Raw genomic sequence first — 13820 nt, forward strand, 5'->3', positions numbered from 1 at the left:
TTATTCTCAATGTCATTATATACTAAAAAATGTTTCTTATATCATAAGTATCTTTTATATTATATAAGAATAATTTATTCAACTAAAAAAACGTATCTTAATTTTTATCAGGAAAATTGTATATTAATGGAATTTGTATGAAACTATTTCAGTTTTATGGTATACTTTATATAATAACTTTTTACCAAAGCAAATAAACACAAAATAACTTTCAAGGTGATGTTATGAATATAGAATATTGCAAAGCTTTTTATATAACCGTTAAAGTCAATAGTATTTCTAAAGCTGCTAAAATCCTACATCTTTCTCAGCCTGCTTTAAGTATGCAAATACAGTCATTAGAAAAAGAATTACAAGTTAGTCTGCTAAAAAGAAGCAATAAAGGAGTAGAACTAACTGAAGCTGGTGAAATTCTATTTGATTATGCTGATACGCTTCTCTCTTTACATGAAAATATCGAAAGAGACATCGCAAATCATAAATCAAATAACATCCAGTTGCTTATTGGTTCATGTAAAACTGTAGGGGAGTATGCCCTTCCTTGCAGCTTATATACTTATAAACAAGATCATAAAAATATTAACATACACTTTGAAATTACAAATACGAGTGGTGTCGTTGAAAATTTAATCAATCGGAATATAAATATTGGCATTATTCAAGGTGATATGCATTATAAAAATATAAAAAGTGAAAAAATAACTTCCGATCAGTTGTTGTTAGTTACATCACTCCCTAATATAAAAGATACCATCTCTCTTGAAGAACTTACAAAGCTACCTATAATTCTTAGAGAAGAAGGATCTGGTACTAGAGCAATTATAAAAAAGTTTCTTGAATCACATGGTATGAAACTTGATGATCTGAATATTATCTATGAACTTAATTCAATGGAAGCCATAAAATCTTCGGTAGTTGCAGGAAAAGGCATCTCATTTATTCCTGAAATGACTATTCGAAAAGAATTAAAAACAGGTATTCTGAATAGAATTCATATAAATAATTTTGAAATTGTATCTGATTACTATGTTGTTTACAGAAATAAACTAGATACCCATGAAAAAGAATTTATTAAGTTTATTAAATCAAACAAAAGAGGGTTTTGCTAAAATGCTGCCTATATAGGCAGCATTTTAGATTAACCACAAATATTATATTCTTTCAATAATCCATTCATAAATTCTATATCCAAATATTCTTCTATTTTTCTAATGGTATCCATATTTTGAATATCCTTATTGGGATTTTGATATTCAAGCCAAGCATAAGCGCACCATGACAATGCTCTTAGATATAGATATGGTGTATATAATCGTACTCTTTCTCTTATATGGTCATCAGGAATACACAAGCTATTTACATATTCTTGGAAGAAACTTTCTATTTCTTCTTCACTTAATATATAATTAGCTTTCCAAAGGGTAGTTGTTTTTGCTAAAAATTGTGTTAAGTCTTGGCATGGATCACTAATTACAGGTTTTTCCCAGTCTATTAAAAAATTATTCTTCTCTCCTATTATAAAGTTATGAGAATTAACCTCTGTATTGTTGATAACATGCCATTTATTTTCTATGAAATATTTTTCTTTGTTTTTATGTTTTTCACACCAATTTAGAAAATTATCAAAATACCTTTTTAATTTAGGATCCACTAAGTAGGATACTAAAAAATTCTTCAACAATCTTCTTGCTTCTAATATTCTCTCACTAAATATATTTTCTTCAACAATAAAATGATCCCTATTAATTTTTTTAAAATCTAATGAATGTATTCTAGAAAAAATATTTGCAGCCTTTTTTAAGTCTTTATCATATTCTAAGGGTCTTCCCTCTAAAAATTCCATAATCAAAATTCCATAATCAAAATAAGCTTTTTTATCATCTACATAATATACTTTTGGGGTTACACCACTCTTCTCTAATGCTCTTAATGCATCATACTCATATTTTATCTGATTTTCTAATTCCAATTGGCTTCCTGTATTCACTCTAAATACATACTTTTTCATTCCATCTGTAATAATAAAGTTTACGTTATATTCTCCTTGTGCTAAAAATGTTACATAAACATTGTTCTTTAAGTCTAGCTTGCTCAAGATAGAATTATTTTTTAAATAATCATAAATCTTATCCTTTAGCCTGTCTCTTAACATGATCCATATCACTCCAACATCTATTTACAAAATTAATTGTATTCCATGGTGATTCTTTATAATCGAATGATCCATTATCTATCCTTTCCTTTAAAGCAAATAAATCTTCTTTAGTATCTATATCCATATGCTTTGCTGCAATCCCAACTTTTAAATCCAAATTATTTGCAATATCTAATGTCCCTTCAAGAACCGTTTTATTTCCCCACTTCAAACTATCATGAAATAGTTCTGTATAAAGCTTTTTCATACCTATTAAATAATACCCTCCATCAAAGGTAGGTCCAATACATATGTCTTTATCCTTTAGTATTTCAAAAGCATCCTTTATCTCACAAACTTTAATATCTGGAATATCAGATCCTATAAGCAATACATGATCATATCCTTTTTTAAAAACATACCCTATAGCATTTGACATTCTATCACCTAATTTACTCCCCTCCTGAGGAAAATGCTGGATATATTCTGGAAGCATATCTTTTATTTTGTTTAAAGAATCCTCTGGCGTATAAGTTAAAAATATATCTATATCATCCTTTAGAAACTCAAAAACATAAAATAAATCTAAAAGAAAACATTTATGAATCTCTGCACATTCTCTCCCTGTTAAAATTTCCATAAGTCGGGTTTTGGTTTTTCCTGGAATTGGTATTCTTGTCATTAAAATAAGCGCCTTCACTACCTCGCCTCCCTATATAGTTTGCTTAACTGATTAGGGGACATTCCACATATAAATAGTATTTTTATTTTTTGCATCAGTAAAAAAGTTCTAAACTGTCCTCCTATCTTAAACCGCCTAGCAGATGTCCCAATAGAGCTCTTAACCATTTTCATTTTCCCTGTTTTGTGAAGTTTCTTAGATAGTACCCAATCCTCCATAATCTCTATATCTGGATACCCCTGTAAATAATAAAAAATATCTTTTCTTACAAAAATGGCTTGATCTCCAAAATATAGGCCTAGGTATTTTGCACGCAAATTAGAAGTCCAAGCGATATATCTCATAAACACCGTATCATAATCATAAAAATAAAGTGAAAAACCACCACCAATATATCCACTACTAATCGCATCTTCAATATTTTTTAAGGAATCAGAAGAAATCTTTGAATCAGAATGAACAAACCATAAAATATTTCCCTTAGCTTTTTTGGCTCCTGCATTCATCTGATTTGCTCTGCCCTTTTTACTCTTTACAATCTCTGCATACGCCGAAGCAATCTCAACCGTCTTATCCTTACTTCCTCCATCAACAACAATTATTTCTTTATCTCCTTCTAACCTGTTTATTTGCTTTAACAAATCCTCTATGCTTTTTTCTTCATTTAACACAGGGATTATAATTGATATCATATTATCACCTTTTTCTTTTTGGTTGAGCTTTTCATGACTTACCTATTCTCATAAAAAACAGCCTTATCGACATCGATCTTTAAAGAAACTTCTTCATTTATATCAAATATTTTTTTAGTGTTGCTTATAGATTTTAGCTGAACTCCATTCACAGAAATCGTATAATAAACCCGATCTCCAGCATACCTTCTAAGAATTATTTTTCCTTTCACACCTGTAGGTATATCTTTTGGTAATACCTCTATCTCTTCAGGCTTAATCATTGCTTTGACAACTGAATATTTGTCAAAGGTTGTTTCAAATGCTCCTAATTTACTTTTAAATATTCCATTTTCTATATTTCCAACGATGTAATTCTTCTCACCAAAAAAATTTGCAACCTCTGGCGTAACAGGTCTTTCATATAGCTGAGTAGGGGTTCCGAATTGTCTTATTTTCCCCCTAAGCATTACTGCTATTTTATCAGACGTCATCAATGCTTCTTCTTTATCATGGGTAACCAATATAGTAGTTATATTTAAACTTTTTTGAATGTTGCAAATAAACTCACGCATATTTGCTCTTAGTATTGTATCTAGATTTGAAAATGGTTCATCTAATAATAAAACTTTCGGTTCAATTGCCAATGCTCTGGCTATAGCCACTCGCTGTCTTTGCCCACCAGACAATTCATTTGGATATTTCCTTTCATAGCCATTTAATTGAACCAAGTCTAACATTTTTTTTACTATTTCTTTTTGTTTCAATTTTTTAACCTTCGCCATTTTTAACCCAAAACCAACATTTTCTTCTATGGTTAAATGCGGAAATAATAAATATTCTTGAAAAACTATGACAGCTCCTCTCTTTTCAACAGGTACATCCAGAACAGATTTATTGTTAAATAATATATCTCCACTGTCAGGGTGAATCAGTCCTGCAATCATTTTTAATGTAGTAGTTTTCCCACATCCAGAGGGCCCTAATAGAGAAACCATTTCCCCTTCTTTAACTGATAGGTTGATATTATCTAGTACCTGTTTATGCTCAAAAGACTTTGATATATTTCTTAATTCGATTCCTGACATAGTTTCTTTCTCCTTCTTATTCTTCGTTACAAATAAAAGTGTGCTTCTGTTTTATAGTAAGCCTTAACTGATTTTTCCATAATCAATAGCACCATAAAAGATGTAATAATAAAAATAAGACTATAAATTGATGCCATCATTCGATCTCCACTCTGTATATAAGGAAACATATCTATTACAAAAGTTACAACTTTTCCACCACCAATTAAAAAGGTCAAAAAATATTGACTAAAAGAAATAATAAATACCATACTTGCTGCTGAAACAAGTCCTGGTGCAATAAGTGGCAACGTTACATAAAAAAATATTTGGATTGGTTTTGCTCCTAAAACTCTTGCTTGCATCTCCATTGAATCTCCAACAATCTCAAACACATTCATTAAAATCCGAACGCCATATGGTATAGTAGGCACAAGATGAACCAGTACAACCCCCCAAAAGGTATTTGCAAGTCCAATCTTTATAAAAGACACATGTATACCCATTGCTACAGCCACCGGTGGTACAATGATTGGTGCTAATATTAAGGTTTTAAAAAATTTTTTACCTCTAAAAGTATATACACCTAACGCCTTCGCAGCTGGTATACTTATCAAAAGATTTATAATGGTAACAATCATAGATAGAAAAATGCTGTATACTAAAATCCTTGGTGATTTACAGGTTGCACTTGTTATATAACAAAATCCCCTTAATCCAAAATCTTTTGGTATCAAGTATGGCCACGGCCAGCTTTTACTAAAGCTCCATATAACCAAAACCAATAGTGGGAAAACTAACATAAATATTAATATATACATGATTGTTTTAAATATCAAACTGTTTTTTCTTTTCATCTATATCCCCCACTATATTTTGATATTAGCTTAAATGTCTTTTGATAAAGCCAAATCAATACCAATGAAAAAAATGTCAAAATCATATTAATTACCATAGCATATGGTCTATTTGCTAAATTTGGATTCGTATATTCTATATAGGCCTCTACAGGTAATGTTTTTGGAGCCGTAGGACCTAACAAATATGGTACCTCAAAGGCTCCAAAAGAAAATGCAAATATGATGATAAAGGAAGAAATGATTGATGGCATAACCAGTGGTAATAGTACATGCCAAAAAACCTGCCTTTTACTTGCACCTAAATTTAATGCTACCTCACTTAGTTTATTACTTATGTTGCTTAAAACCGTATAAACAACCATTGCAATAAAGGGAATTTCCTTCCATAAATAAGTTATTATTATTCCTATTCCACTTTTATCAAATAACATAGAAGGAAATTGGGACTGATCATGAATCAGTCCTAAATGAAATAATATTCTTGGTAAAATCCCACTTTGAGCCAATATGTTATATACAATCAAAACAGCAACTGTATGTGGTATAATAATTGGCAGTTTATATACAATCTCTTCAATTCCTTTTTTATGTTTGCTTTGCAGTATAGAATATGCCAATGCTACTCCAATGATAACTGCAAGTATTGAAGAAACAATAGATATATATAAACTAAACTTTAGAGATGATAAAAAGCCTTTGTCTGTTAATATTTCCATATAGTATTTCAAAGTAAAATCCTTTAATCCTATTGCAGGGAAATAACCAAAGCTTTGGGCAAGTCCCATAGCCAGTCCAAATGTAAATATACCTAAAATAATTGTCATAACTGGTATAAGTAATAGATAAGGTTTTAATTTTGTATTCAATGCTTTACTCACCTTCTGTAGGTATATTTTCTATCCAAATTTCCTCAATGATAGGTATTAATTTTGCTGGTATTTCAGGAAGCCTATGACTTAATAGGTAATCTTGAGGCAAAACACCCTTTCCAATTTTTATCGCTTCAAATACCTTTTTTTCATCTTCAGTCAATTTCTGATAATCTAAGACTGGTAAGTCTCCCCAGTTTTCTGGATTATATTTTGATGCTTGGGCTTGTACACTAAGAATAAAATTAATCACTACTAATGCGCCAGCCTTATTAGGGGCATTCTTTGGTACTGCTAAAAAATGTGTATTTCCTATTGTTCCTTTTTCAAATACAAAGGTATTTGTTGTCTCTGGAAATTCTCCTGTTATGATCTTTCCTGCAACTGAGTTTGGATTATATGTCATACTCATAATGACTTCATTATCTGAATACATATTATCTAATTGAGCAATTGTAGCAGGATAAGTCTTTCCTTCCTTCCAAAGATAAGGTTTTAACGTTTTTAAATAATCAATTGCTGGCTCAATAGCCTTTTTTACAGTTTCCTTATCTGCTTTCATAGTTAGAAATTGTTCATATCCTACAATATCATAAATAATATTTCTAACGAAAGCACTTCCAGTAAAATCAGGTGGTGCAGGATAAGTGAACTTTCCTGGGTTGTTCTTCGCCATTTCTAATAAAGTTTTATGATCTATTGGAACATTTTTTACCCTTTCTTTGTCATAAACCATGACAAATTGTGCTTTTCCATATGGTGCCTCATATCCCTCAACTGGAAATCCAAAATCATATTCTACTTCTACAGAGTCTGTATCCACATACTTTTTAAAGTTAGGAAGTTTCTCTACGAAAGGTCCATAAAGCAAGTCATTACTCTTTGCCGTATAAAAATTTTCTCCATTGATCCATACTATATCTACAGTTCCTTCTGTATTCAGTTGTTTTTCACCTAATAGCTTATTTAAAATATCATCTATATTCATAGGTACCCTATTTAAAGTTATATCATATTCTTCTTTTAATCTTTTTGCTAAATAGGTATCAATCCAGTTATTTGTCATTTGGCTTCCGCCCCAACCATAAAAATTAACAGTTGTTCCCTTCGCGCTTTCTAAAATTTGATTCCACTCCATTTCTGAAATGTTTTCCACTTTACTTTTATTCTGATTGCAAGCAGCTAAACTAAAAACCAAACTAAAAATTATAATAAATGCTAATATTCTTTTCATTAAAATTCCTCCTATTTTACAAAATAAATTTCAGTAGTATTTTACATCCTATCCATGCTCCTACAAACATAAATATGCCAAAAATCCAACCATGTAATGAAAATGATGGGATCGCACTAAAATATGCTCCTATATTACATCCATGACTTAGTCTAGCACCATATCCCATTAAAATCCCACCTAACAAGCCAAAAAATAATTGTTTTTTATTCTTTATACGTTTCCAATTAAATTCTGATGCTAATAAAGTAGATATTAATGAACCTAAGATCATAGCTAAGATTAAAATAGTATAGTGATTTTTAACAAATGTTTCTCCAATTTCAAATGTATTACGATTCATTACAAAGTAATGCCATTTACTAGGGTCAAATCCAAATTTCTCTAAAATATATACTCCCCAGCCTAAAAAACCTGTCGATATTCCCCAAGATGTTTTAGTTTCTAATAGTAAAATTACATTCAATACTCCTAGTAAAATACCACCTACCCAATATGGCCATGGTTTTTTTAGTATTGTATCATATACCTTCATTGAATGCCCCCTTCTTGACTTTTCCCATCACTTCACTTTCTCAATATATATCTCCCATTCACCTTCTCTTATTTCAATATAATCAGCATCATATCCTTGTTTTTTTGCCCATTCTATAACATTGGTTATTGAACATGTATGATTTGTCTCCATAATTAATATATCTCCTACTTTCATTGTTTGCAGTTTTTTATGAGCTTTTAACAAAGGAATTGGACAAGTCTCATACATACAGTCTAGCTTAACCTCTGCCATTTTATTTCCTCCTACTTCATTATGTTGTTTCTTTTGTGGTATAAATCCGCCAGAAAATATATAAGCAGTAATAGTATAGATTGTCCTATTATTGCCTTAGAAAAACCAATATACCTTGGTATATACACAACATGGGTTTTAGAAATAATACACTTATCCCAAAATTGAATATATTTAGCTGATATTAAGCTACCTATAATTAATCCGACTAAAACTACAATCTGAAGAATAAATCCTTCTCCTATTCTAATTAAGGTTCCACTGACGCATCCTCCTGCTATAACCATTCCTGTTCCAAACAAGATTGCTCCAATTACAGTATGCATACCTACCTTAGAAATATATCCAGGAATATTTTCTATATCAAAATCTTGACTATCTCCTATTGAAATAAATTGTATAATTCCAAATCCTATGGTCATAATAATTAAGCCAATAATAACTGCTTTTAGAATGGACGTATTCCCAACTAATATTGGGTCTCTAAAGCTAGCTGCAAAACAAAATCTAGCCCTTTGTAGGACTATCCCAAATAAAAGTCCTATAATCCAAAACATACTACTTTTAAAATCCGTTGCTAAAAATATTGCATATATAATCAATGCAAAAATTAGGAAAGTCACTCCAACTGGAACTTGGCTTTTTTTCTTTTTAATCTCTCTCTGCCGTCTCTTTTTTAATTCTTCAATCCTATTAGAAGCCATGTACTCCTCCTTAGCTTTTAGAGAATGTTAATTTTTAATCAAACTTTCTCTAAATATATTATACTTTTAGTAAATGGTATTCCTATATAAAATATCATTATGTTAAATAAAAATATTTTATATTAAATTTTATAATAAATCCTAAATTCATTCAAATATCAATTATTGTAAGTAATACATCATTTGTAGATTCATTTCTTTTATTTTTTATATGATTTTGTTAAAATAAAGCTAATGAGTCAAAAAGGAGAGATATAAACTATGCATAAAATCATTTATGACTGTGATAATACAATGGGCGTTAAAGAAAGAGATGTGGATGATGGACTAACACTTCTATATCTATTAGGAAGAAATGACATTGATCTTTTAGGTGTTACAACTACCTATGGAAACAGTACCATTGATATTGTACATAATAATACCATACAAATGTTTCAAGATTTAGGGATTAATAATATTCCATTGCATAAAGGTGCACCATCCCCTAATCATAGGCAAAGCGCCGCAGCTGAATTTTTAGTAGATATGACAAAAAAATATCCAGGTGAAATCACCTTATTAGCAACAGGTTCCCTTACAAACTTATATGGTGCCTATAAACTTGATAACAACTTCTTTGATAATTTAAAAGAAATTGTTCTTATGGGTGGAATTGTAAAACCCCTTATTATTAATGGTAAAAATCTTGATGAATTAAATTTTTCCTGTGACCCAGAAGCCACATATAAGGTGTTAAGTTCTAATGCAAAAGTAACCATTTTAACTGGTCATATATGTCTACAAGCTGTTTTTGGAGAAGCTGAATTTGATCGCTTGATGAATAATGAATCCATTAAAATATATCAATATATCAAACAAAAAACTTTGCCTTGGTATGAATTCATTATGAAAGAGTTTGGTATTAAAGGCTTTTATAACTGGGATGTTGTATCTGCAGTCTATGTGACCAATCCAGAATTATTTGATGAAAATTTCCAAAAGGTTATATCTAGTACTGAAGATTTAAAAACTGGATATCTAAAAATAGATCCTGATTCATCTACTGGATATGTTGTAAACATCCCTACAATAATTAAAGATATCCATAAGTTTAATGAAATTATCTTTGAAGCTTGGAAAAATGTAAATTAAAGATGCTCTAACATTCCGTTAGTGCATCTTTAATTTTTGAAAAAGTAAATCTATAAATACCCATTAAAATATTCAAAACAAAAAGAACCCTTCAAATAAAGGATTCCCTTTTAGATAAATTTACTTTGTATCTTCTTTTTTGGCTTTTTCTTCCAAACGGTCTAAAATTAAATTATATCCATCTGCTCCATAAACTAAAAAGCGATTAATTCGGCTAATGGTTGCTGTACTTGCCCCTGTAATCTCTTCAATTTCATTATAAGTTTTCTTATCTCTAAGCAACTTTGCAACTTTTAATCTTTGTGCTAAGGTTTGAGTTTCTTTTATAGTACAGATATCCGTAAAAAACCTATAGCATTCTTCAATATTTTCTAGTAGTAATATGGCCTCAAAAAGTTCATCAGTAAACTCATTTTTCAGTTTTGATTCATAGCTCATTCAATCACCCCAAAAATATCTTTTGTATAGTTATATTCTATATTGACTTATTATATCCTTTTTATAGATAAACAATTTTTAAGAAGAAAAATAAAAACACGCTCATTCACGTGTCTTTATTTTTTTCTTTTAATATTGTTTATATTTATATTAATATAAAATTATATAAAAAGTATTGACATTATTCCAAAAAATCATTATACTCAATATTAATCAAAACGAAAAATAAATAAAACGGATATCTCTTATCCAGAGAGGTGGAGGGACTGGCCCTATGAAACCCGGCAACCGGCTTTTTATAAAGCAGCGGTGCCAATTCCTGCGATACTTTTGTATCGACAGATGAGAGAGAAGCAGAAATTTTTATGCCTCTTTCTCTATGAAAGAGGCTTTTTTAGTACCTCTTTCCCATATGTATTATAATCTAGAGTTTTAAAGGGGTGAAATTATGATAAAAATAGATAATCTATCTAAGGTTTATACCAAAGGAAGAAATAAAGTAGTCGCACTAAAAGATATAAACTTACGTATTGACAAAGGAGATATTTATGGAATCATTGGACTAAGTGGTGCTGGAAAATCTTCTCTTATTCGTTGCATAAATAGATTAGAAGAGCCAACAAACGGTGATATTTGGGTAAATGGTATAAACTTAGTTACTTTAAAAAACAAAGAGCTTCGAAAAGCAAGAAAGAAAATCGGTATGATTTTCCAAAACTTTAATCTCTTACACAGTAAGACAGTCTTTGAAAATATTGCATTTCCTTTAAAATTAGTCAAAACACCAGAGAAAATCATAAAAGAAAGAGTATCAGAACTATTAGAGCTTGTAGAATTATCAGATAAAGCCAATGTTTATCCATCTCAGTTAAGTGGTGGTCAAAAGCAAAGGGTAGGTATTGCAAGGGCTTTAGCTAATAATCCAGATGTACTTCTTTGTGATGAAGCAACATCTGCATTAGATCCAAAAACAACAAAACAGATTCTAAATCTTCTTAAAAATATTAACAAAGAATTTGGCTTAACTATTGTGGTTATTACCCATGAAATGGAAGTAATCAAAGAAATTTGCAATCGTGTGGCTATATTAGAAGGAGGTTATATTATAGAAGAAGGACATACAATAGATATTTTCTCTAAACCTGGCAATAATGTAACAAAGCATTTTGTAGATCAAGAACAAAATCTGCCAAAGCAATACTTAAAAGGAAAAATTCTAAATTTATCCTTTACAGATGGTAGTGCTGGTGATCCTATTATTTCAAAATTAATAAGAAAATTTGATATTGATGTAAATATTCTATCTGGAAAAATTGAATATATACAAGAAAAGCCAATTGGAAAACTTACTATTCAAATAAATGTAGATTGTCATGAATTATCAAATATCATATCTTATTTTGAAGAAAACAATGTTAAAGCGGAGGTGTTAAAACAATGAGTTATTGGATTGAATTACTTACACCATCATTATTTGAAACCTTATATATGGTCTTTATATCTGTATTTTTTACAATAATTTTTGGACTTCCACTAGGAATTATTCTCGTTGTAACAGATCAAGATCATATTCTTCCAAATCCATGGCTAAATAATGTGCTTTCATACATTATTAATATAACAAGATCACTTCCCTTTATCATACTGATGATTTTTATAATTCCTTTTACAAGGCTTGTTGTTGGAACAACTATTGGTACTACAGCAGCAATTGTTCCATTAATCATCGCAGCAACACCTTTCTTCGCTAGAGTTGTTGAAAGCAGTATAAGGGAAGTAGACTGGGGAGTAGTAGAAGCTTCTATTGCAATGGGAGCTACCCCTACTCAAATTATCATGAAAGTTTTAATTCCAGAGGCTATGTCATCTCTTATCCTTGGAATTACCATCACCATAATAAACGTTTTAGGCTATTCAGCAATGGCTGGCGTTGTTGGAGGAGGTGGACTTGGAGATTTAGCTGTAAGATACGGTTATCATCGATTCCAAACGGATGTGATGATTGCTACAGTAATTTTACTGATTGTACTTGTTCAAATTATTCAAAGCACTGGCAACAAAATTGCACAAATCATTAATAAAAAATAGGGGGAATAAATATGAAAAAAAATATTTTAAAAGTACTTTTAAGTTTATTAGTTTTATCATTGGTCTTTACAGGTTGTTCAAAAAAAGAAGAAAAAGTATCAGATACTAAAAGTAAAACAGTAACTCTAAAAATAGGTGCAACACCTGTACCTCATACAGAAATATTAAAATTTATCGAGCCAAAGCTTAAAGAAGAAGGAATTAAATTAGAAATTGTTGAATTCACTGATTATGTAAGTCCTAACCTTGCTTTAGCTGATAAAGAAATCGATGCAAACTTCTTTCAACACTTACCTTATTTAGAAACTTTTAACAAAGAACGTGGTCTTAACCTTGTAAGTGCTGGAAATGTTCACGTTGAGCCTCTTGGACTATATTCCAAAAAAATTAAATCTGTTGAAGAATTAAAAGAAGGCGCTACAATCACTATTCCTAATGATCCAACAAACGGAGGTAGAGCATTAATTCTTTTAGATGCAAAAGGTATTATAAAATTAAAAGAAGGTGCAGGACTTGAAGCTACTGAAAAAGATATTGTAGAAAATCCTAAGAAGTTAATATTTAAGCCTATTGATGCAGCTCAATTACCAAGAACATTAGAAGACGTTGATGCAAGTATCATTAATACAAACTATGCATTAGAAGGAAACTTAAATCCTCAAAAAGATGCTTTGTTGATAGAAGGAAGCGAATCTCCATATGCAAATATTATTACTATCCGTCCAGAAGATAAGGATTCTGAAAAAATTAAAAAATTAATGAAAGTGTTACAAAGTGACGAAGTAAAACAATTCATTCAAGAAAAATACAACGGAGCTGTTGTTCCTGCTTTTTAGTCCATTTTTCGGTCACATATCTTTCTTCATCTGTGAAATACTAATACAAAGGAGATGATATGATGACAAATAAAAAAGGAACAAATTTTAATTCAGATAAAGCACAGGATATGATTGATTCTACTTATAACAGTCATGATTATCCAATAATTGAAAAAACACAGAATGCCTATGTTATGCCACTAAATATGCAAAGAGATGTGGATGCTATTGATAGCTTAAGATTTTATGAAGATACAACAGAAACTACTAAAAAACGAAATCCTGAAAGTAAAAAACATACAAAATTAAGATAAGGTGATGAAATATTTTT

At 30.2% G+C, this 13820-nt stretch carries 17 protein-coding genes and 1 riboswitch; of the genes, 6 read left to right on the forward strand and 11 right to left on the reverse strand.

Going from position 1 to position 13820, the window contains the following annotated elements; genetic code table 11:
- The first annotated feature begins 224 nt into the window (after positions 1–224).
- Entirely contained in the window at positions 225–1109 is an 885-nt protein-coding gene (locus tag FQB35_RS11985; RefSeq protein ID WP_148810117.1) for a LysR family transcriptional regulator, read from the forward strand.
- A gap of 29 nt (positions 1110–1138) precedes the next feature.
- Here the strand turns inward: FQB35_RS11985 and FQB35_RS11990 are convergent, their stop codons facing one another.
- Genes FQB35_RS11990 through FQB35_RS12035 form a run of 10 tightly spaced genes read right to left on the reverse strand, consistent with a single transcriptional unit; the run spans position 1139 to position 9011 of the window.
- Positions 1139–2152 carry an aminoglycoside phosphotransferase family protein gene (locus tag FQB35_RS11990; RefSeq protein ID WP_148810118.1) on the reverse strand — a complete coding sequence of 338 codons (1014 nt, stop codon included), beginning with the start codon at positions 2150–2152 and terminating at the stop codon, positions 1139–1141.
- Complete coding sequence (locus tag FQB35_RS11995; RefSeq protein ID WP_148810119.1) at positions 2127–2834, reverse strand: TIGR04282 family arsenosugar biosynthesis glycosyltransferase; 708 nt, start codon at positions 2832–2834, stop codon at positions 2127–2129. The genes FQB35_RS11990 and FQB35_RS11995 overlap by 26 nt, the downstream gene beginning before the upstream one ends.
- The gene (locus FQB35_RS12000; RefSeq protein ID WP_148810120.1) at positions 2834–3508 is read right to left on the reverse strand and encodes a TIGR04283 family arsenosugar biosynthesis glycosyltransferase; all 675 of its coding nucleotides are present in this window, start codon (positions 3506–3508) and stop codon (positions 2834–2836) included. The genes FQB35_RS11995 and FQB35_RS12000 overlap by 1 nt, the downstream gene beginning before the upstream one ends.
- A 38-nt stretch (positions 3509–3546) precedes the next feature.
- Positions 3547–4575 (reverse strand): ABC transporter ATP-binding protein, encoded by a 1029-nt coding sequence (locus tag FQB35_RS12005; protein ID WP_148810121.1) that lies wholly within the window; start codon positions 4573–4575, stop codon positions 3547–3549.
- A 26-nt stretch (positions 4576–4601) separates the two neighbouring features.
- On the reverse strand, positions 4602–5411 hold the full coding sequence (locus FQB35_RS12010) for an ABC transporter permease (protein WP_148810122.1): 810 nt from the start codon (positions 5409–5411) through the stop codon (positions 4602–4604).
- Positions 5408–6280: an ABC transporter permease gene (locus tag FQB35_RS12015; protein WP_148810123.1), complete on the reverse strand. Its 873-nt coding sequence runs from the start codon at positions 6278–6280 to the stop codon at positions 5408–5410. The genes FQB35_RS12010 and FQB35_RS12015 overlap by 4 nt, the downstream gene beginning before the upstream one ends.
- A 4-nt stretch (positions 6281–6284) precedes the next feature.
- The gene (locus FQB35_RS12020; protein WP_148810124.1) at positions 6285–7517 is read right to left on the reverse strand and encodes an ABC transporter substrate-binding protein; all 1233 of its coding nucleotides are present in this window, start codon (positions 7515–7517) and stop codon (positions 6285–6287) included.
- A gap of 16 nt (positions 7518–7533) precedes the next feature.
- On the reverse strand, positions 7534–8052 hold the full coding sequence (locus FQB35_RS12025) for a YeeE/YedE thiosulfate transporter family protein (protein WP_148810125.1): 519 nt from the start codon (positions 8050–8052) through the stop codon (positions 7534–7536).
- Between the two features lie 27 nt (positions 8053–8079).
- The gene (locus FQB35_RS12030) at positions 8080–8307 is read right to left on the reverse strand and encodes a sulfurtransferase TusA family protein (protein WP_148810126.1); all 228 of its coding nucleotides are present in this window, start codon (positions 8305–8307) and stop codon (positions 8080–8082) included.
- An 11-nt stretch (positions 8308–8318) separates the two neighbouring features.
- Positions 8319–9011: a YeeE/YedE thiosulfate transporter family protein gene (locus FQB35_RS12035; protein ID WP_207707302.1), complete on the reverse strand. Its 693-nt coding sequence runs from the start codon at positions 9009–9011 to the stop codon at positions 8319–8321.
- A 261-nt stretch (positions 9012–9272) separates the two neighbouring features.
- On the opposite strand from FQB35_RS12035, the gene FQB35_RS12040 reads away from it, so the two are divergent.
- Positions 9273–10145, forward strand: coding sequence for a nucleoside hydrolase (locus FQB35_RS12040; RefSeq protein ID WP_148810127.1), 873 nt, complete (start codon positions 9273–9275; stop codon positions 10143–10145).
- Between the two features lie 120 nt (positions 10146–10265).
- On the opposite strand, the gene FQB35_RS12045 is transcribed toward FQB35_RS12040, so the two are convergent.
- On the reverse strand, positions 10266–10583 hold the full coding sequence (locus FQB35_RS12045) for a YerC/YecD family TrpR-related protein (RefSeq protein WP_148810128.1): 318 nt from the start codon (positions 10581–10583) through the stop codon (positions 10266–10268).
- Positions 10584–10825: 242 nt separating this feature from the next.
- A riboswitch (SAM riboswitch) is annotated at positions 10826–10932 on the forward strand.
- A gap of 99 nt (positions 10933–11031) precedes the next feature.
- Between FQB35_RS12045 and FQB35_RS12050 the strand changes: the two genes are divergently transcribed.
- The 4 genes from FQB35_RS12050 (at position 11032) to FQB35_RS12065 (ending at position 13803) form a co-directional block, all read left to right on the forward strand.
- A complete protein-coding gene (locus tag FQB35_RS12050) occupies positions 11032–12024 on the forward strand; it encodes a methionine ABC transporter ATP-binding protein (RefSeq protein WP_148810129.1) in 993 nt (330 codons plus the stop codon).
- Positions 12021–12671 (forward strand): methionine ABC transporter permease, encoded by a 651-nt coding sequence (locus FQB35_RS12055; RefSeq protein ID WP_148810130.1) that lies wholly within the window; start codon positions 12021–12023, stop codon positions 12669–12671. The genes FQB35_RS12050 and FQB35_RS12055 overlap by 4 nt, the downstream gene beginning before the upstream one ends.
- 11 nt (positions 12672–12682) lie before the next feature.
- Positions 12683–13507 carry a MetQ/NlpA family ABC transporter substrate-binding protein gene (locus FQB35_RS12060; protein WP_148810131.1) on the forward strand — a complete coding sequence of 275 codons (825 nt, stop codon included), beginning with the start codon at positions 12683–12685 and terminating at the stop codon, positions 13505–13507.
- Positions 13508–13569: 62 nt separating this feature from the next.
- Positions 13570–13803 carry a hypothetical protein gene (locus FQB35_RS12065; protein WP_148810132.1) on the forward strand — a complete coding sequence of 78 codons (234 nt, stop codon included), beginning with the start codon at positions 13570–13572 and terminating at the stop codon, positions 13801–13803.
- Positions 13804–13820 lie beyond the last annotated feature (17 nt).

The sequence above is a fragment of the Crassaminicella thermophila genome (genome assembly GCF_008152325.1).
GTDB classification, from domain to species: Bacteria; Bacillota; Clostridia; order Peptostreptococcales; family Thermotaleaceae; genus Crassaminicella_A; species Crassaminicella_A thermophila.

Excerpts from the sequence above, each read along its gene's own strand:
- FQB35_RS11985 (WP_148810117.1), top strand. The coding sequence starts at position 225 with ATGAATATAGAATATTGCAAAGCTTTTTATATAACCGTTAAAGTCAAT.
- FQB35_RS11990 (WP_148810118.1), bottom strand. The coding sequence starts at position 2,152 with ATGTTAAGAGACAGGCTAAAGGATAAGATTTATGATTATTTAAAAAAT.
- FQB35_RS12000 (WP_148810120.1), bottom strand. The coding sequence starts at position 3,508 with ATGATATCAATTATAATCCCTGTGTTAAATGAAGAAAAAAGCATAGAG.
- FQB35_RS12005 (WP_148810121.1), bottom strand. The coding sequence starts at position 4,575 with ATGTCAGGAATCGAATTAAGAAATATATCAAAGTCTTTTGAGCATAAA.
- FQB35_RS12010 (WP_148810122.1), bottom strand. The coding sequence starts at position 5,411 with ATGAAAAGAAAAAACAGTTTGATATTTAAAACAATCATGTATATATTA.
- FQB35_RS12020 (WP_148810124.1), bottom strand. The coding sequence starts at position 7,517 with ATGAAAAGAATATTAGCATTTATTATAATTTTTAGTTTGGTTTTTAGT.
- FQB35_RS12025 (WP_148810125.1), bottom strand. The coding sequence starts at position 8,052 with ATGAAGGTATATGATACAATACTAAAAAAACCATGGCCATATTGGGTA.
- FQB35_RS12030 (WP_148810126.1), bottom strand. The coding sequence starts at position 8,307 with ATGGCAGAGGTTAAGCTAGACTGTATGTATGAGACTTGTCCAATTCCT.
- FQB35_RS12035 (WP_207707302.1), bottom strand. The coding sequence starts at position 9,011 with ATGGCTTCTAATAGGATTGAAGAATTAAAAAAGAGACGGCAGAGAGAG.
- FQB35_RS12040 (WP_148810127.1), top strand. The coding sequence starts at position 9,273 with ATGCATAAAATCATTTATGACTGTGATAATACAATGGGCGTTAAAGAA.
- FQB35_RS12045 (WP_148810128.1), bottom strand. The coding sequence starts at position 10,583 with ATGAGCTATGAATCAAAACTGAAAAATGAGTTTACTGATGAACTTTTT.
- FQB35_RS12050 (WP_148810129.1), top strand. The coding sequence starts at position 11,032 with ATGATAAAAATAGATAATCTATCTAAGGTTTATACCAAAGGAAGAAAT.
- FQB35_RS12055 (WP_148810130.1), top strand. The coding sequence starts at position 12,021 with ATGAGTTATTGGATTGAATTACTTACACCATCATTATTTGAAACCTTA.
- FQB35_RS12060 (WP_148810131.1), top strand. The coding sequence starts at position 12,683 with ATGAAAAAAAATATTTTAAAAGTACTTTTAAGTTTATTAGTTTTATCA.
- FQB35_RS12065 (WP_148810132.1), top strand. The coding sequence starts at position 13,570 with ATGACAAATAAAAAAGGAACAAATTTTAATTCAGATAAAGCACAGGAT.